13 protein-coding genes are annotated in these 16,987 nt (G+C 62.7%); 11 read left to right on the top strand and 2 right to left on the bottom strand.

Going from position 1 to position 16,987, the window contains the following annotated elements:
* Nucleotides 1-238: 238 nt before the first annotated feature.
* The 6 genes from HY058_01580 to HY058_01555 all read left to right on the top strand — a co-directional run bounded on the left by HY058_01580 (nt 239) and on the right by HY058_01555 (nt 8,380).
* Nucleotides 239-1,606, top strand: a complete 1,368-nt coding sequence (locus HY058_01580) for a glutamine synthetase (protein ID MBI3495977.1) — start codon at nt 239-241, stop codon at nt 1,604-1,606.
* Nucleotides 1,537-3,018, top strand: a complete 1,482-nt coding sequence (locus tag HY058_01575; GenBank protein MBI3495976.1) for an aldehyde dehydrogenase family protein — start codon at nt 1,537-1,539, stop codon at nt 3,016-3,018. The genes HY058_01580 and HY058_01575 overlap by 70 nt, the downstream gene beginning before the upstream one ends.
* Before the next feature lie 168 nt (nt 3,019-3,186).
* Nucleotides 3,187-4,365 carry an iron-containing alcohol dehydrogenase gene (locus HY058_01570; protein ID MBI3495975.1) on the top strand — a complete coding sequence of 393 codons (1,179 nt, stop codon included), beginning with the start codon at nt 3,187-3,189 and terminating at the stop codon, nt 4,363-4,365.
* Nucleotides 4,366-4,542: 177 nt separating this feature from the next.
* On the top strand, nt 4,543-6,135 hold the full coding sequence (locus HY058_01565) for an ABC transporter substrate-binding protein (GenBank protein ID MBI3495974.1): 1,593 nt from the start codon (nt 4,543-4,545) through the stop codon (nt 6,133-6,135).
* A gap of 159 nt (nt 6,136-6,294) precedes the next feature.
* Nucleotides 6,295-7,887, top strand: a complete 1,593-nt coding sequence (locus HY058_01560) for an ABC transporter substrate-binding protein (protein ID MBI3495973.1) — start codon at nt 6,295-6,297, stop codon at nt 7,885-7,887.
* A gap of 133 nt (nt 7,888-8,020) precedes the next feature.
* Nucleotides 8,021-8,380, top strand: coding sequence for a hypothetical protein (locus HY058_01555; protein ID MBI3495972.1), 360 nt, complete (start codon nt 8,021-8,023; stop codon nt 8,378-8,380).
* A 13-nt stretch (nt 8,381-8,393) separates the two neighbouring features.
* On the opposite strand, the gene HY058_01550 is transcribed toward HY058_01555, so the two are convergent.
* Both HY058_01550 and HY058_01545 read right to left on the bottom strand, forming a co-directional pair.
* On the bottom strand, nt 8,394-9,236 hold the full coding sequence (locus HY058_01550; protein MBI3495971.1) for a metallophosphoesterase: 843 nt from the start codon (nt 9,234-9,236) through the stop codon (nt 8,394-8,396).
* A gap of 27 nt (nt 9,237-9,263) precedes the next feature.
* The gene (locus HY058_01545; GenBank protein MBI3495970.1) at nt 9,264-10,475 is read right to left on the bottom strand and encodes an MFS transporter; all 1,212 of its coding nucleotides are present in this window, start codon (nt 10,473-10,475) and stop codon (nt 9,264-9,266) included.
* Between the two features lie 217 nt (nt 10,476-10,692).
* On the opposite strand from HY058_01545, the gene HY058_01540 reads away from it, so the two are divergent.
* From HY058_01540 to HY058_01520, 5 genes are all read left to right on the top strand, one after another.
* Nucleotides 10,693-11,376 (top strand): hypothetical protein, encoded by a 684-nt coding sequence (locus tag HY058_01540; GenBank protein ID MBI3495969.1) that lies wholly within the window; start codon nt 10,693-10,695, stop codon nt 11,374-11,376.
* A gap of 293 nt (nt 11,377-11,669) precedes the next feature.
* Complete coding sequence (locus tag HY058_01535; GenBank protein ID MBI3495968.1) at nt 11,670-12,053, top strand: hypothetical protein; 384 nt, start codon at nt 11,670-11,672, stop codon at nt 12,051-12,053.
* Nucleotides 12,050-14,530, top strand: coding sequence for a nucleoside triphosphate pyrophosphohydrolase (locus tag HY058_01530; GenBank protein ID MBI3495967.1), 2,481 nt, complete (start codon nt 12,050-12,052; stop codon nt 14,528-14,530). Before HY058_01535 ends, HY058_01530 begins: the two co-directional genes overlap by 4 nt.
* 110 nt (nt 14,531-14,640) lie before the next feature.
* Nucleotides 14,641-15,579, top strand: coding sequence for an acetamidase/formamidase family protein (locus HY058_01525; protein MBI3495966.1), 939 nt, complete (start codon nt 14,641-14,643; stop codon nt 15,577-15,579).
* 29 nt (nt 15,580-15,608) lie between these two features.
* Nucleotides 15,609-16,715, top strand: a complete 1,107-nt coding sequence (locus tag HY058_01520) for an NADH:flavin oxidoreductase/NADH oxidase (GenBank protein MBI3495965.1) — start codon at nt 15,609-15,611, stop codon at nt 16,713-16,715.
* Nucleotides 16,716-16,987: the final 272 nt, after the last annotated feature.

The following is a 16,987-nucleotide window of genomic DNA, read 5'->3' as shown; positions in this document are numbered from 1 at the left end:
GACGGGCGCGCTTGATCTGGTGCAACCGCCATGCCGTTGTCCGGAAGCAGCGGAATCCACAATCGTTCGCTGCGAACCCGGCAAAAAATGCCGCATGAGCGCCCGCCGGGAGGAAGGCTCTGCCGGGCCGGTTCGGCGCCGGCAGCCGGCTCGGGCGGCTACGGGTCTCGTAACCGAGCCGGCTTCCGTGTTAAGCCGCCCCTCGTGCGGGACCATAGGAACGGGGGCACGGGAGACGATGCAGCCTAGGGACGTCAAGACTGCTGCCGATGCGCGCCGCATCGTCAGCGAGCGCGGCTTGAGCCACGTCAAGGTGGCGGTGAGCGATATCGACGGGATCATGCGCGGCAAATACATGTCCCGCGACAAGTTCTTCTCCGCGCTGGACGGCGGCTTCGGCTTCTGCGACGTGGTCCTGGGTTGGGATTCCAACGACCAGCTCTATGATAACGTCACCTACACCGGCTGGCATACGGCTTATCCCGACGCGCCGGTTCGGGTGGTGCCGGAAAGCTGCCGCGAGCTGCCGCTTGAAGGAAACGGCCTATTCTTCCTGGCCGAGTTCGCGCCCCCCGCCGACGTCCTTTGTCCCAGAGGTGTGCTTGCCCGCACCGTCGAGCGGGCGCGCAAGCTCGGGTTCGAGCCCTTCAGCGCCGTCGAATACGAGTTCTTCCTGTTCGAGGAGACGCCCCATAGCATCCGCGAGAAGAACTATCGCGGGCTGAAGCCGATCACGCCGGGCTTCTTCGGCTACTCGCTGTTGCGCAACTCCGTTTGGTCGGACTTCCACGGCGAGCTCTTGCGCCTGTGCGAGCAGATGGACATGCCGCTCGAAGCCTTGCACACCGAGACCGGCGCCGGCGTGCTCGAGGCGGCGATCACCTACGATCGGACCCTCGCTTCGGCCGACAAGGCCGCCTTGTTCAAGACCTTCGCGAAAGTGTTCGCGCAGAAGAAGGGCCTGATGGCGACCTTCATGGCGAAATGGTCGAGGGACTGGCCGGGTCAGAGCGGCCATCTCCACGTCTCGCTCAAGGACGGGAAAGGCCGTTCCGCCTTCCACGATCCGAAAGCCGATCACAGTATGAGCAAGCTCATGCGGCATTTCGTGGCAGGCCAGCAGGCGCTGATGGGCGAGTGCCTGGCCATGGTGGCGCCGACGGTGAATTCCTACACGCGGCTCATCCCCGGGTTCTGGGCGCCGACCCATGCGACCTGGGGGGTGGAGAACCGCACCTGCGCGCTGCGCGTCATTCCCGGCTCATCCAAGTCCCAGCGCGTCGAGTATCGGATCGCCGCGGCCGACGGAAACCCATACCTGGCGCTCGCCGTGGCGCTCGGCAGCGGGCTCTGGGGCATCGAGAACAAGCTCGAGCCGGGGCCGGCGATCGAGGGCAATTCCTATGCGAAGGCGCATCCGCGCAAGCTCGATCTGCCAGCGACCCTCTGGGAAGCGGCCCAGCGCCTGAAGGCGAGCAAGCCTGCCAGGGCGCTTTTCGGCGATGCCTTCGTCGACCACTACGCCGCCACCCGCGAATGGGAGGAGCGCGAAGCGCGCAAGCAGATCACCGACTGGCAGCTGCAGCGCTACTTCGAGATCATTTAACCACAGAAGGGAGAGGATCGGTGGCGGAGACGCTGAAGACGATTTCGCCGGCGGACGGCCGCATCTACGTGGAGCGAACGCTTGCCGGCCCGGCGGACATCGCCAAGGCCCTGGCGACCGCCCGCCTGGCCCAGGGGGCGTGGCGCACCGTGCCGCTGGCGAAGCGGAGGGAGCTCATCGAGGCGTTCGTCAAAGCCTTCGAGCGCGAAGCGCCTGAGGTCGCCCGGGAGATCTCCTGGCAAATGGGGCGCCCGATCCGTCACAGCCCAGGCGAGATCCGCGGCCTGGCGGAGCGGGCCCGCTACATGGCCGGTATCGCCGCGGACGCGCTTGCCGATACCCGGATCGAGCCGAAGCAGGGCTTCACCCGCTTCATTCGCCATGATCCCCTTGGCGTGGTCTTCGTCGTAGCACCCTGGAACTATCCATTGCTGACCGCGGTGAATGCCGTGGTGCCGGCGATCCTTGCCGGCAACGCCGTGCTGCTCAAGCACTCGCACCAGACCCCGCTCGCGGCCGAGCGCTTCGGCCGAGCGTTCCGCGAAGCGGGTCTGCCCGAGGGGGTCTTTCAGTATCTTCACCTCGACCATGGGGCGACGGAAGGTCTGATCGCCAGCCCGGAGATCGACTTCGTCGCCTTCACCGGCTCGGTTTCCGGCGGGCAGGCGGTGAGCCGGGCCGCCGGCGGCCGCTTCATCGGCTTGGGCCTGGAGCTGGGCGGCAAGGACCCGGCCTATGTGCGCCCGGACGCCAATCTCGACCACGCCGTCGAGAATCTCGTCGACGGCGCCTTCTTCAACGCCGGACAATCCTGCTGCGCCATCGAGCGCATCTATGTGCATCGCGATCTCTATCGGCGCTTCGTCGACGGCTTCGTCGATCTGACCAAGCGCTACCAGCTTGGCGATCCTCTGGAGGAGAGCACCACCTTGGGGCCCATGGTCCGGGCGTCTGCTGCCGATCATGTGCGCCGGCAGATCCATGACGCGGTCCGAGCCGGCGCGAAGGCGCTCATCGACGCCAAGCATTTCCCCGCCGCCAAGGACGGCACCCCCTATCTGGCGCCCCAGGTCCTCATCGAGGTGGATCACCGCATGGCGGTCATGACCGAAGAAAGCTTCGGTCCGGTCATCGCCATCATGCAGGTCGACTCCGACGACGCGGCCATCCGGCTAATGAACGACAGCCAATACGGTCTGACCGCCGCGATCTGGACCATGGACGAGGACAAGGCGATCGCCATCGGCGACAAAATTGAGACCGGTACCTGGTTCATGAACCGCTGCGACTATCTCGATCCGGCGCTGGCATGGACCGGCGTCAAGGATTCCGGCCGTGGCTGCACCCTCTCGCGTCTCGGCTTCAGCTATCTCACGCGCCCGAAATCCTTCCATCTCCGGACTACGCTATAAAAGGCGAACGCCGAGCACGTTGATCGACCGCATGCCCCCACCCCAACCCTCCCCCGCCGCAAATGGCGAGGGAGGGAGCATGAGGCTCGTGCTCCCTCCCCCGCGAATGTGGGGGAGGGTTGGGGTGGGGGCTTGTCGCAGGACCAAGTTCAGAACGCGGAGCAGCCAATGCCACTGACCCCCGAGACCATGCGCGGCAACTGGTCGTTTCCGACCTCGGTCCGTTTCGGTGTTGGCCGTATCGGCGAGCTGGCGGCCGCATGCCGCGAAATCGGGATCAAGCGGCCGCTCTTGGTGACCGACCCCGGGCTGGCGAAGCTCGCGATGATCACCGAGGCCCTCGCCCAGAACCAAGCAGCGGGCGTGCCGACCGGACTCTTCGCCGACATCCGCGGCAACCCCGTCGCCCGCAATGTCGAGGACGGGCTCGCCGTCTACCGCTCCGGCAAGCATGACGGGGTGATCGCCTTCGGCGGCGGCAGCGCCCTCGATGCCGGCAAGGCGATCGCCTTCATGACCGGGCAGAAGCGGCCGATTTGGGACTTCGAGGATATCGGCGACTGGTGGACGCGCGCCGATCCCGACGGCATCGCCCCGGTGGTCGCCGTGCCGACCACGGCGGGCACCGGTTCCGAAGTCGGGCGCGCCGCGGTGATCACCGACGAGACGACCCACACCAAGAAGATCATCTTCCATCCGCGCATGCTGCCGCGCATCGTCATCTCCGATCCGGTGCTGACGGTGGGCTTGCCGGCGCGCATCACGGCAGCGACCGGCATGGACGCGCTCGCCCACAATCTCGAAGCCTATTGCGCTCCCTCCCACCATCCCTTCGCCGACGGGATCGCGGTCGAAGGCATGCGGCTGGTGAAGGAGTATCTGCCGTTGGCGTTCGCCGACGGCACTGACCTGGTCGCGCGCGGACAGATGCTGGCGGCATCCAGCATGGGCGCCATCGCCTTCCAGAAGGGTTTGGGCGCCATCCACGCCTTGAGCCACCCGGTGGGTGCGGTCTACGACGCCCATCACGGGCTGACCAACGCCGTGTTCATGCCCTATGTGCTGGCCTTCAACCGGCCGGCGATCGAGGGCAAGCTCACCCGAGCCGCGCGCTATCTCGGCCTCCAGGACGCAAGCTATGACGGCTTTCTCGCTTGGGTCATGGATCTGAGGAAACGGCTCGGCATTCCCCACGACATCGGCAGCCTTGGCGTCGAGGCCACGCGCCTGGACGAGCTATCGCTGATGGCCGAGGCCGATCCCAGCGCCGGCGGCAACCCCATCAAGGTCGGCGCCGCCGAGCTGAAGCAGCTCTACCGCAACGCCCTCGACGGCCGCGTGGCTTAGGTCTCCCGCGGGTGGAATTTGGGAGGAGGCGCGCCCCTCCCCGACCTTTCCCGGGCGCATTGCGCCCCGGCACCTGCGTGCTACGATGGCGTTTCCAATAAGAAAGCTGCGGCGGCGCAACCTGGTCGATGTGGACCTGGCCAAGCAACGCCGAGAAAACCAGAAGGAGGCTCGACGATGACGACATTGCTAAGGCGTCTCATGTTGACGGCCGCGCCCATTCTCGGCGTCTTACTGCTGTCGGCTCCGCTGGCCGCCCAGCAGAAAGTACTCAAGGTCGTGCCGCACGCGGATCTCCGCGTGCTGGACGGCTATCAGACGACGGCGACCATCACCGCCATGCACATGGCCTCGGTCTATGACGCGCTGTTCGCCTGGGATTCGAAGTTCGAGGCGAAGCCGATGATGGTGGAGGCCTACACCGTCTCGCCCGACGGGCTCAAATACACCATGACGCTCCGCTCCGGGCTGAAGTTCCACGACGGCACGCCGGTGACCTCCAAGGACGTGGTCGCCTCGATCAAGCGCTTCGTGCAGCGCGAGGCCCTTGGCCGCACGCTCGAGAGCTTCATGGCCAGCATCGAAGCGGTGAACGAGAAGACCGTACTGCTGACGCTGAAGGAGGCGTTCTGCTGCGCGACCTTGACTCTCGCGGGCATCAATCAGGCCGGCGGCATCTATCGCGAAAAGGAGGCGATGACCGACCCGGCGACGCCGATCACCGAAACCATCGGCTCCGGCCCGTTCAAGTTCGTGAAGTCCGAGTATGTGCCGGGCTCCAGGGTGGTCTACGAGAAGAACCCGGACTACGTGCCGCGCAGCGAGAAACCGGACGGCTTTACCGGCGGCAAGGTCGTCAAGGTCGACCGGGTCGAATACACCGTCATACCCGACGACACCACCAAGTTCGCGGCACTGGTAAGGGGTGAAGTCGATCTCCTCGACCAGCCTTCCCTCGACAACGTTCCGACGATTGAAAAGAATCCAGACATCGTGGTCGAGACAATCTTCAATGCCGGTGTCTACGGCATGCTGCGTCCCAACCATCTGCTGCCGCCTTTCAACAACATCAAGGCGCGTCAGGCCCTCGCCCTCATGGTGGACCAGCGCGAATATGCGCAAGCGGCCTATGGCGGCGAGCAATTCTGGAAGGACTCGACGCCCTGCTTCTCTCTATGGATCTGCGGCACGGCCTACGGCACCCAGGCCGGCTCCGAAGCGTTCCAGCAGCAGAATATCGCCAAGGCGAAGCAGCTCCTGGCCGAAGCTGGCTACAAGGGTGAAAAGATCACCCTCATCGGCGCCAGCGACATCGGCTTCCTGAAGGCGCTGACCCTCGTCACCGGGGAGAACCTGAAGAAGGTCGGCATGAACGTCGATCTGCAGCTGATGGAATGGGGCAACGTGGTCGCCCGCCGCGGCAAGAAGGACGCGCCGGAGCAAGGCGGCTGGAACATCTTCCACACCACTTCGGGCGGCGCTTCGCAGTCGCTCCCCTTCTCCGCTCTCGGCACCCTAACTTCCTGCGACGCGGCATGGTTCGGCTGGCCGTGCGACCAGGAGGCCGAGAAGATGCGCCAGCAGTTCCTGCGCGCCGCCGAGCCGGCGCAGCAGAAGCAGATCGCCGACGCGCTGCACAAGCGCCTGTGGGAGAACATTATTCCCTACGTCCCCGTCGGCCAGTACAACCAGCCGACCATCCATCGCAAGAACGTGACCGGCCTCCTGCGCGCCAGCATGGTCGTCTGGTGGAACGTCGAGAAGAATTGACGCTCGGATATTGTTTGCTCTGACGCAGGGCGGCGCGCCTTCATCCGGGGGCGCGCCGCTCGGCTTTTGGGCCCGCGGTTGACACGGAGCCCACCCTCAATGATCGTTGATCTGCCGAGACCCGGTCGGCCAAGACGTGACCGAACAGCGGAGGCTCAGATGCGCTCCACCTCGACGCTTGCAAAACCGGTAGCGGCCACATTGCTGGCGCTCGCTCTCGGCTGTGGCAGCGCGTACGCCCAGGGCACGCAAAAGGTGCTGCGGGTCGTACCCCATGCCGATCTCAAGGTGCTGGACCCGAACCAGACCTCGGCCACCATCACCATCATGCATGGAATATCGGTCTACGATATGCTGTTCGCCTGGGATCGCGGGCTCGGCGTCAGGCCGCAGATGGTCGAGGCCTACGCCGCCTCATCCGACAAACTCGCCTACAGCTTCTCGCTGCGCCCCGGGCTCAAGTTCCATGACGGCACGCCGGTCACCGCCCGCGACGTGGTGGCCTCGCTCAAGCGCTGGATGGCGCGCGACGTCATCGGCCAGAAGCTAAAAGAATTCACCGTATCGCTCGAGGCCAAGGACGACCGCGTCTTCCAGCTCATCCTCAAGGAGCCCTATGGCTGGGTCGAGTTCTCGCTCGCCGCCAGCGGCGGCATTCCTGCCTTCATGTTCCGCGAGAAGGAGGCGAATGTCGACCCGTTCACCGCCTTCACCGAGACCGTGGGTTCGGGGCCGTTCAAGTTCAACAAGGCCGAATGGGTGCCGGGATCCAAGGTCGTCTACGATCGGAACCCCGATTACGTGCCGCGCGCCGAGCCGGCCGACGGGCTATCCGGCGGCAAGATCGCGAGGCTGAACCGGGTCGAGTACAAGGTCATCCCCGATGCAGCGACCGCCGCCGCGGCGCTCAACGCCGGCGAGGTCGATCTGGTCGACCAGCCGGCGATCGACATGGTGCCGGTGGTCGAGCGCAACAAGGACATCGTCGTCGAGGTCGTGGGGCCCATTCCCGCCTATGGCGTGCTCAGGCCCAATCACCTCTATCCGCCGTTCAATAACGTCAAGGCGCGCCAGGCGCTGGCCCTCATGGTGAACCAACGCGACTACCTGCAAGCCGGTTTCGGCGACGAGAAATGGTGGCAGGAGTGCCGCTCCTACTTCGTCTGCGGCGCCCCCTTCGGCACCACGCTCGGCTCCGAGAGCTATGGCAAGCCGGACATGGCGAAGGCAAAGCAGCTCCTGGCCGAAGCCGGCTACAAGGGCGAGAAGATCGTGATCATCGCCACCAGCGAGATCGCCTCCCTGGGTGCGATGGCGCAGGTCACTGCCGGCAAGCTCAAGGATCTCGGGGTCAACGTCGATCTGCAGATGTCCGATTGGGGTGGCGTGGTGACGCGGCGCTCGAAGAAGGATGATCCCTACCAGGGCGGCTGGCATATCTTCCATACCACCGCCGGCGGCACCTCCATGCATCACCCGGTCACGAATTTCGCCGTCAACACCGCCTGCGGCGGCGGCAATTGGTTCGGCTGGCCCTGCGATGAGGAGGCCGATCGCCTGCGCAACCACTTCCTTCTGGCGAGCGAAGAGGCCACCAAGAAGCAGGCTGTTGAGGCTCTTCACAAGCGCTTGTGGGAAGTTCAGCCCTTCGCGCTGACCGGCCAATACTTTCAGCCGACCTTTTGGCGCCGCAACGTGACCGGCGTCTTGAAAGCGAACCTGCTCGTCTGGTGGAACATCGACAAGGGGTGAGCCGGTCCCGCCTCGTCAAGACCCCGTTGAAACGGGCGGGCTGAAGGCAGATATCTTAGAAGCGGACGGCTCTCGGGCCCTCTGTCCATCCTCTACCGGAATGCCCGATGGGCCGCCTGGAAGGAGGATGAGCATGATGAATCTTCTGCGAACGGGTCTGGCAATCGCGACGATTGCGGCGATCGGACTCTTGCCGCTGGCCGCGCAGGGAGACCCCACCGCAACCGGACCGCCTTGTGGCTTCCATGCGCAAATGACCGACTATCTAAGGACGGTATACGGCGAGATCCCTATCGGTCGTGGGCTCCGCGGCGACGGTATGGTGCTCGAGGTCATGGCGGCGCCAGTGGGCTCGTGGACGATCATCGTCACCGGTCCGAATAGCGTGAGCTGCTTGGTATCCGCCGGAGAGTCATGGGAAATGTTCCCATTGGGGCCGAGCAGCGGTAGCGGCCACCGACTGACGGCGGCCGTTGGCGCCGACCCGGAGTGATGCGGCATTCGGTTCAGTCGGGCCGCCTTGGGGTCCCGGCGCGCATGACCCGATAGCGCCCGTCCTCAATCTGCGCGCCGGCGACGATGCTCGTGAGCGCGCTGCCCCCATCAAGGCCGAGGCGATCGAACATGAGCAGGTGCGGATCCTCCTGGCCTGTCAATGCACGGTGCTTGGCGGGCGGCGTGTGACCGTGAACCACGATCCGGCCGCCGAAGCCGCCTTGCCAGTCGAGAAAACCCTGCATGATCCAGGCCCACGCTGCGTCGGTGAACGACGTCCAGGGACGCGATAGAAACTCTTCGGGCTCGACCTTCGGATCAAGGCCGCCATGGACGAATAGCGCGTTGCCGACGGCACTATGCGAGCGCATTCCATGGAGGTGACCGACGACGTCCTGGCCGAGCACGTCGGTAAGAAGCGCCAGGCTCGGGCGGGCATTCGCATCGCCGGAGCTCGCCCGCATCTCCTCCAGCACCCGCTCACCACCCATCCGCTCGCTCAGCCACATGGCCTCTGCCTTCCGCGCGTGCGGACCGTCGGAGGTCGTGAGCAGCAGGAGCTGCTCGTGATTTCCCATAATCCGGTCGATGCGATCGACCCCGCGGCAAGCCTCGCCCTCGGCCCAAAGGCGCAGCACCTCGAGATTTTCCGGGCCGCGATCGATCATGTCGCCGAGATAGACGAGGCGTCGCCGGCTGGCGCCCGGAGTGGCCGTGGCGGCGATGGTCGCGAGCAGCATCTGCAGCTCTCGGGCGCATCCATGGACGTCGCCGACGGCAAAGATGCTTTCGCCCTCGACGTCGAACCGCGCCGATCGCCATTCCGAGACCTCGAGCGCAGCGTTGCGGTCCATCATGATCCTGAGCTTGCTATGGCGAGACTAGTCGACCGTCTCGCTCTTCGGCACGAAGAAGGCGAGCGCATTGGCGATGAGTACGGTTGCCGCCAGGAAGTAGAACACCACGACCAGCCCATAAGCATCGGCGATCATGCCGCCGACCACCGGCATCAACGCCGACAAGACCGACTGTGTGCCGAACATGGCGCTGGTCATGGTCGCGGCCAGCTCCGGCGGCGAGCGGTCCATGAGCCAGCTATGGATCACTGGCCGCATCGCATACATGCAGAACCCGAGGACGGAAACGGAGATGGTGAAGAAGACGCCGCTGCCGATGAAGGCAAGCGCCACCACCAGCACCGTCGTTCCCATCATGCCGGCGAGCACGATCGGTCGCCTGCCGATGCGATCGGACAAGGTGCCGGCCAAGGGAGTGGCGATCATGCCGCCGACCTGCAGCATCATCAGCGTGACGCCGATCCAGAACGGATTGAGCTTGAGGTCGTTGGCGATATAAAGGGGCAGGAACACCAGCAGCCCGCCCTGGGTCATGGTGCGGAACCCGGCCATGAGGCAGAGGGTCCACACCGCCCGAGCCTTGAAGGCGCGGACGAAGCCGGCAAGATAGGCGCTGGGATCCATCACAGCGACGTGTCGGCGCTGTCCCAGATCGCTGCGGCCGAGCACCGCCAGCAAGAGCACGGCACAGACGATCCCTGAGATCGCGTTCAAACCTGCGGTCGCCCGCCAGCTCACGCTGAGCAAGAGCCAGCCGGCGACCAAAGGCGCCATCGCATCGCCGAGATTGGCCCCGAGCGCGTGCACGGACAAGGCATAGCCCTTGTTCTTCGGCAGGTGGCCGGAGAGGAAGGCAATCGCCGGCGGGTGCCAGAGCATGTTGGTGGCGCCGATCACGGTGACCGAGGCCGCGATCAGCCAGTATTGCGGTGCCAGCCCGACGCCGACCAGGCCGATGCTGCCGCCGATGAGCGCTACGATCTGGAACAGGATTCGCCGTCCCGTCAGGTCGACCACGGCGCCGCTCGGAAAGTTCGCGGCCACCGAGCCGATGTAGAAGCAGGTGACGATGAAGCCTGCCTCGGCGTAGCTGAGCCCGAAATCCCGGGTGATGAACGGCAGCAGCAGATAGAAGGTGGCGGCGATCCAATGGGTGGCGCCATGCCCCAGGCTCACCAGGAAGACCGGCACCTGGATCTGGCGCGAGCGCAAGGACGGAACGGCGAGATCGGTCATCGGCGGCTTCGGCTCCCCATGGGATCGCGCGGATATCGTAATGCAGGAATCCCTAAGGTACTACAGCCTGTAGCATGTCTCGTTGACACGCGATCGGGAGCTGCATCGGCCTGTCAGCCACACAAAAACAGCCACTGCCCAACGACTTCGCGTCTCTCGATTTCCCCGCCAACTGGTGATAATTTGTTCCAACAAAAGGAAAGATCGGAGACGCATCGTGGAAGAACCTGTCTATCGAAGGCTGGAGGGGGAAGCACGCTTTGGTCGTTTTGCCAGCCTGCTATTTGGAAGCTCGTGCGCACGGCCTCTATATGACGAGGTTCTCTGTGCCATCGACGGCTGCGTCGTCGCGCCGACGTTGGGGTCGATTCTTCCCAATTGGCTTCTCGTCGTACCGCGCATCCCTTCCGTAAATTTTCTTCAGTGGCGCGCCGAGACGGGTATCGAGCCGCATCAGCTTATGAGCAAGGTGCTTGTTGAGTTGGGCATTGATCGCAACCAGGCGCTTTGGTTTGAGCACGGTCCAGTTGACGGGAATTCACCGGTGTCTTGTGGCGCCGATCACGCTCATCTCCATTTGATCGTTGATGCGCCCTTCGTATTCGATGATTTCGTATCCGCTGCGACCCGTGCGACGGACTTATCGTGGAGCGAGTCGCCGATCGCGGACATGTATCGAAATGTTCGACCGGAGACATCCTACCTTGTGGCAGCATCGACTGATCGTGCTGTTTTGGCAGTGGACGTTGATTGCGTCGGATCACAATTCTTTCGCCGCGTAGTAGCCGAACTTATAGAGCAGCCACATACCTGGGATTACAAGGCGTATCCGTATATCGACAACATTCGTAAGACCCTCACCAACTTTCGCGATCAGTCTCGAATCGCTTGTCACAGGTGAACAAGACTCCCCACGCCCAGGAGGACGCAGCCAGCGCGCCCACGCCGGCTTCCCCCTCTTCGCCGCCGGATCAATTTGCTGTGCCGGGTGCTCCGAAGAGCCAATACACGGATGATCGTGGACGCTGGGAGTGGGGCAGCAAATATCCTTGGCAAGCACGACGCGGAATAAACTGTGAGGCTTCGTTTCTAGTCGTTGAGCTACTGCTTTTTTTGGTGTTGTGTGGGCTTTTCTTGGCCTTCGGAGACCAACGTGTCCCGGTGCCTTTGTCTTGGTTTAGTAGCCAACAGCCAATGCCTGCGGCTGCGAACGCGATGGGAAGCTCAGCCCTAGTTCTGACCTTCGATTTTCGCATACTGGCGATCTTCTTCGCTGGAGGGGTGGGAGGTATTACGTTCTCGATCAAATGGCTCGTACATGCGGTAGCGTGGGGGAAATGGCATCTGGACCGACGGTATTGGCGTTTGCTCGTTCCACTGCTCGGGGGTGTCTATGCCTGCGCGGTATTGACTCTATTTGATGCAGGGTTGATTGGTGGTGGGCAGGCCACAGAGCGGTTACGGCCTCTCGCGATATCTGCCGCAATTGCTTTCTTGATCGGCTATTTTTCTGATGGTGTCAGCGGTCTACTTTCCAATGTAGCGAATGCGGTGTTTGGCACACTTGAAAAGAAATGACCGAGGAAATTCTTTTTTCCGAAGACGGCCCACCATTTGATTGGTCTGACGCGGCTTCCTATAAGGTTTCATTTGGGCCCAAGGGTGCGTTGCTCGCAACGTTACCGAGGCTATGGACGCCACCCTTTGTGCTAGTGCCAGCTTCAGTCCTGACACATAGCGAAAATTGGAAACATCTTGCTCTGGGGAAGGCATTCATCGCCCGCGCACGTTTGATGGCGGCCTCCAGCGGCCTCATAGTCCGTTCGAGTGTTCTCGGAGAAAGCATTTGGGATCGCGGTAGATACCAAAGCGTGATCGTTAACGCAATTGGCAAAGCCTTCAAGGCCAAACTCCATGATGCGGCTGCCGAAGTGCTGGCTTCGGCCTCTGGAAAACCAACAGCTCTAGTTATTCAGCGTTACGTCAAAGCCCAGTCACGTGGAGAGTTTGGGAATCTGTTTCGTATCTCAAAAACGCGCGATCAATGGGAACTTAGTACGGAAAATTCGGACGGAACAACGTTTCGTACTCGATTCAACACACAAAGGGATGAGGCCGCGTGGGCGAGCACCGAACTACAGATTAGGACAGGTCTGTCTCGAGAGCGGCTGTTCGGATCGATCGGCGCCTGGCTTAACAACGTTCTGTTGCGTGGCCGTCAACGGCGGATTAACTGCGAGTGGATCGCGGAAAGCAAACGCGTTCATCTTGTTCAAATTGACGAAGAAGACGAGGACGCTTGGGGTATCAACCCGTTTCAGATTCCGATTGCCGCGGCGCACAGCCCAAGCGCCACAAGGGGTGCATTTCTAGCACGTGCAGAAGGGCAGTCGCTACAGCATTGGGACAAGCTGAAGGTTCTTGATGAGCTTTGGGAACCAGAAGCATCCCACAAACCAGTTCTTTTCTTTGTTGCCCTTTCTGACTTGGTTAGCGCGGGTCAGGGAGTAGCGAAACGATTGGAGCATGACTTTGCGACGCTCATCGGCCCGGACAACATAGTTGTAAGGACGAGTGTTCGTGCCGGAGATAAGCCTCCAAACTTACCACGAACTGAATGCCTCCAGCCCAAGGCCGCCGCCGCATGGTGCCTTGGTACACTAAAGGCTTTCGAGTGCGCGGGATCAGATCTGGATGGCCTTGCATTCGTGGCGCACCGGTTTATTGCCGCGCGAGCGAGCGCTTGGGTTCGTGCCGACCCTCAAAGCCCAATTGTTGAAGTTCACAGCCTGTGGGGCCTCCCTGACGCATTGCAATATTGTCCCTACGATATTTGGGAAATCCACGTCCGCACAGAACTTGCGACGGATTACCCGGAGTACAAATCGAACATTTTGGTTCCGGGAGCGGACGGTGTGTGGAAGTACGAGCGGGTTAAGAACGAACTTGCCCGTGCCCTAAGCATCGGAAGGCGAGAAGCTGTCGAACTTGCGACAAGAACAGCCGCCATCGCCGAACGCATTGGGGGTGCGTGCCATGTCATGTGGTTCGTGGGGTGCGTAGATCGTCACGGAACGCGCTTCAATATCCCGTGGTACTGGACGAAAGCGCACGACATTGAGAGGAATGTCGATAGAGCCAATTATCAGCTTCTGACCATATCCGATTGGAATAACCTAACTGCGTTTAAGAATTTCCGCGGTTCGAGATGGAGGCAAGCTGTTGAACTTCGGCCAAACCTGAATCTGTTGCGTGACATGGGTTTCATTGAAGCTGTTGGTCGTGCCGCTGGTGAGCACGGAGTGCCGGTGATATTGGCCGGCTCAACTCTTGCTCACGCATATTACCAACTCAGGCGGACGGGTTGCGCAGTCGTGACTCGTGGAGAGAAAGAGCATTCAAGGGTTCGGCAAAGCACCATCTTTGGCAAACTCATTCGGGACAAGATACCTGGACGAATCGCACAACGTCGCGAAGCGGAAATCACGCGAGCTGTCCCGAATGAGTTTCTCAAAGGTTATTTGACAGGCAAGCTAATCGAAGAAGCTATGGAAGTCCGTGGTGCGGATGGCCGTGTGGAAAAGACCTTAGAGCTGGCGGATCTCTACGAAGTTGTGCGTGCCTGGGCTAATCTCGAAGGCGTTTCCATTGATGAAGTTGTAGAGGCCGCTAATAGGAAGAGAGCCAAGGCCGGAGGCTTCGAAAAGGGGATTGTCCTTCTTCAGACAGGAATCCTAGGCCGAGATAGGGCCGCAATACCGGAATCGGACAGACCGATTGCACATGTCCTCGCGCGAAGGATTTCTGGCAGCTCTTACGAAATTCCATTTTCATTTTTCGGCTTCATGGAGCTTGATCAGCCCCGATTGTTGACATTCGAGGACTCGGGTGTCCGACTGTCGATCAAGCTCAAGAGCGATAGGATTGAAGTTCAATTGTTGGAGCAGTCCGAACAGTTGGAACTCCCAATCGATCTTGCATCTGGCCAGGATAGTAGCGCAAAGCTCTACTCTGAGACCGTTCCACTCAAGAAGCAGCCAAAACGATCTGCGTGAGGTCAGGTGACGTGAGGCAGACGGAGGCTGATCCTAACTGAAATCTTCTTATATGGCTGTGCTCGCATCTGCCATAAGATAGGCCGCCCGCCCGCCCGCTCGAGGATTCCATGGCCAGACATCACGAAATCCCCGCCTCGCCCGAGACGGTGCATTGGGGCGTGTTCTCGGCGTCCCTGCCGCCGGTGCTCAGTGTCGAGTCCGGCGATCGGGTAACCTTGCACTGCGTCTCCGGCGGACCGGAAACGCTGCCGCCGCCGCCCATGGAAGTCTTGCCGGAGCACCGCCAGATCCACGCCAAGGTCAAGATGGGCCCTGGCGGGCATATCCTGACGGGTCCGGTTCGCGTCAATGGCGCCATGCCCGGCGATACCCTCGAGATTCGCATCCTCGATGTGGCGCTCAGGCAAGATTGGGGCTGGAACGCGTTCGGCCCGACGAAGGGCACCATTCCCGAAGACTTTCCCTATCGCCGCCTCATGCACATCCCTCTCGACCGCAAGACCATGCACGCCCAGATGCCGTGGGGCATGCGCATTCCGTTGAAGCCCTTCTGCGGCGTCATGGGCGTGGCACCGCCGGCGAATTTCGGCGCCATCGATACCATCGTGCCGCGCCAGCATGGCGGCAATCTCGACAACAAGGAGCTGGGCGCCGGCGCCACCTTGTTCCTGCCGGTGTGGACCGAAGGGGCGCTGTTCTCGGCCGGGGACGGCCATGCCGTGCAGGGCGACGGCGAAGTCTGCGTGACTGCGCTGGAGACGGCGGTATCGGGCACCTTCGAGCTCATCTTGCGGAAGGATCTGCGTCTCCTCTTCCCGCGCGCGGAGACGCCGACGCACTACATAACCATGGGGCTCGACCCCGATCTCGACGATGCCGCCAAGCAGGCGCTTCGCGAGATGATCAAGTTCATTTGCGAGCGGGTGAACGTGTCGGCGGAGGATGCTTATACGCTGTGCAGCCTGGCCGTCGATTTCCGGGTGACCCAGCTCGTCGACGGCAACAAGGGCGTGCATGGCATGCTGGCGAAGTCGCTCCTCGCCTGACCTTCGATCATCGTTACCGGGAGTTCCGAATGGCGCACCTCTTCGATCCCTTGAGCTTGCGTGGGAGGACCGCGCCCAACCGCATCGTGGTTTCGCCCATGTGCCAATACTCCGCGATCGATGGCAGCGCCACCGACTGGCATGTCATGCATCTCGGCCAATTCGCCACCGGCGGCCCAGGCATCGTTTTCACCGAGGCGACCGCCGTCAGTCCCGAAGGCCGGATCACGCCGGCCTGCCTCGGCCTCTATTCCGAGGCGAATGAGCGGGCATTGGTTCCCGCGCTGCGTTTCTTCCGCCGGCACGGCGCCGGCCTCATCGGCATCCAGCTCGCCCATGCCGGCCGCAAGGCTTCGACGGCACCGCCTTGGCAGGGCGGTGTGTCGCTTGCGCCACCGCAGGGTTGGCAGACCGTGGCGCCCTCGGCGGTTCCCTTCAAGAACGAATGGCCCACGCCGGTAGCCCTCGACGCGACGGGCATGGCGAAGGTGAAAAGCGACTTCGTTGCCGCCACTGAACGGTCGCTGCGGCTCGGCTTCGACGTGATCGAGCTGCACGGCGCCCATGGCTACCTCATCAGCGAGTTCCTGTCGCCGATCGCCAACAAGCGCACCGACTCCTATGGCGGCGGCCTCGCCAACCGCATGCGCTTTCCCCTGGAGATCTTCGATTCCGTGCGCAAGGTCTGGCCGGCGGACCGCCCCCTCGGCATGCGCCTCAACGGCAGCGACTATGTCGAGGACGGTTGGACGATCGAGGATGCCGTGACCTTCGTGGGCGAGCTCAAGCGTCGCGGCTGCGATTTCGTCGACATGTCGGGCGGCGCCCAATCGCCCGACCAGAAGGTGCCGCTCGCTCCGGGATATCAGGTTCCCTTCGCCGAGCGGGTGCGGCGCGAGACCGGCATCGTCGCCATGGCAGTGGGGCTCATCACCGAGCCCCGGCAAGCGGAGGCGATCATCGCCTCCGGCCAGGCGGACTTCGTCGCCCTGGCCCGGGCCATGCTGCGCAATCCCCATTGGGCCTGGGAAGCGGCGGCCGAGCTCGGAGCCGAGGCCTACCACCCCCCGCAATATCTGCGCGCCAACCCGGCCGTGCCGCGCGACACGCGGGTCCCCGAGCGCAAGGTCGGCTAGCGCCTATTTCTCACAAGGATCGGGGCAGCGATGGGACTCATGCGGTCACAGGCGAGGAAAGCTGCGAAGAGCGATGCCCAGCACTGGGGGTGGGATTTGGGAGGGGGTGGGGACCACCCCCTCCTCAAGCCTCCCCTGGCGAGCGGCTTGACGCGGCATGTGACCGCAGGAGCCCATCCCTTCGGGTCGCGCCGCGCGGGTCGCCCGTCCACGAGGGTTCCTACCCTCGTCGGACCGTCGCGGACCTCAACCGTAGCTATGCTACGCTTTTC

The sequence above is a fragment of the Pseudomonadota bacterium genome, assembly GCA_016195085.1.
Lineage (GTDB): Bacteria > Pseudomonadota > Alphaproteobacteria > SHVZ01 > SHVZ01 > JACQAG01.
This window is presented reverse-complemented; position numbering and strand designations above follow the sequence as displayed.

Excerpts from the sequence above, each read along its gene's own strand:
- HY058_01580 (MBI3495977.1), top strand. The coding sequence starts at position 239 with ATGCAGCCTAGGGACGTCAAGACTGCTGCCGATGCGCGCCGCATCGTC.
- HY058_01575 (MBI3495976.1), top strand. The coding sequence starts at position 1,537 with ATGGGAGGAGCGCGAAGCGCGCAAGCAGATCACCGACTGGCAGCTGCA.
- HY058_01570 (MBI3495975.1), top strand. The coding sequence starts at position 3,187 with ATGCCACTGACCCCCGAGACCATGCGCGGCAACTGGTCGTTTCCGACC.
- HY058_01565 (MBI3495974.1), top strand. The coding sequence starts at position 4,543 with ATGACGACATTGCTAAGGCGTCTCATGTTGACGGCCGCGCCCATTCTC.
- HY058_01560 (MBI3495973.1), top strand. The coding sequence starts at position 6,295 with ATGCGCTCCACCTCGACGCTTGCAAAACCGGTAGCGGCCACATTGCTG.
- HY058_01555 (MBI3495972.1), top strand. The coding sequence starts at position 8,021 with ATGATGAATCTTCTGCGAACGGGTCTGGCAATCGCGACGATTGCGGCG.
- HY058_01550 (MBI3495971.1), bottom strand. The coding sequence starts at position 9,236 with ATGGACCGCAACGCTGCGCTCGAGGTCTCGGAATGGCGATCGGCGCGG.
- HY058_01545 (MBI3495970.1), bottom strand. The coding sequence starts at position 10,475 with ATGACCGATCTCGCCGTTCCGTCCTTGCGCTCGCGCCAGATCCAGGTG.
- HY058_01535 (MBI3495968.1), top strand. The coding sequence starts at position 11,670 with ATGCCTGCGGCTGCGAACGCGATGGGAAGCTCAGCCCTAGTTCTGACC.
- HY058_01530 (MBI3495967.1), top strand. The coding sequence starts at position 12,050 with ATGACCGAGGAAATTCTTTTTTCCGAAGACGGCCCACCATTTGATTGG.
- HY058_01525 (MBI3495966.1), top strand. The coding sequence starts at position 14,641 with ATGGCCAGACATCACGAAATCCCCGCCTCGCCCGAGACGGTGCATTGG.
- HY058_01520 (MBI3495965.1), top strand. The coding sequence starts at position 15,609 with ATGGCGCACCTCTTCGATCCCTTGAGCTTGCGTGGGAGGACCGCGCCC.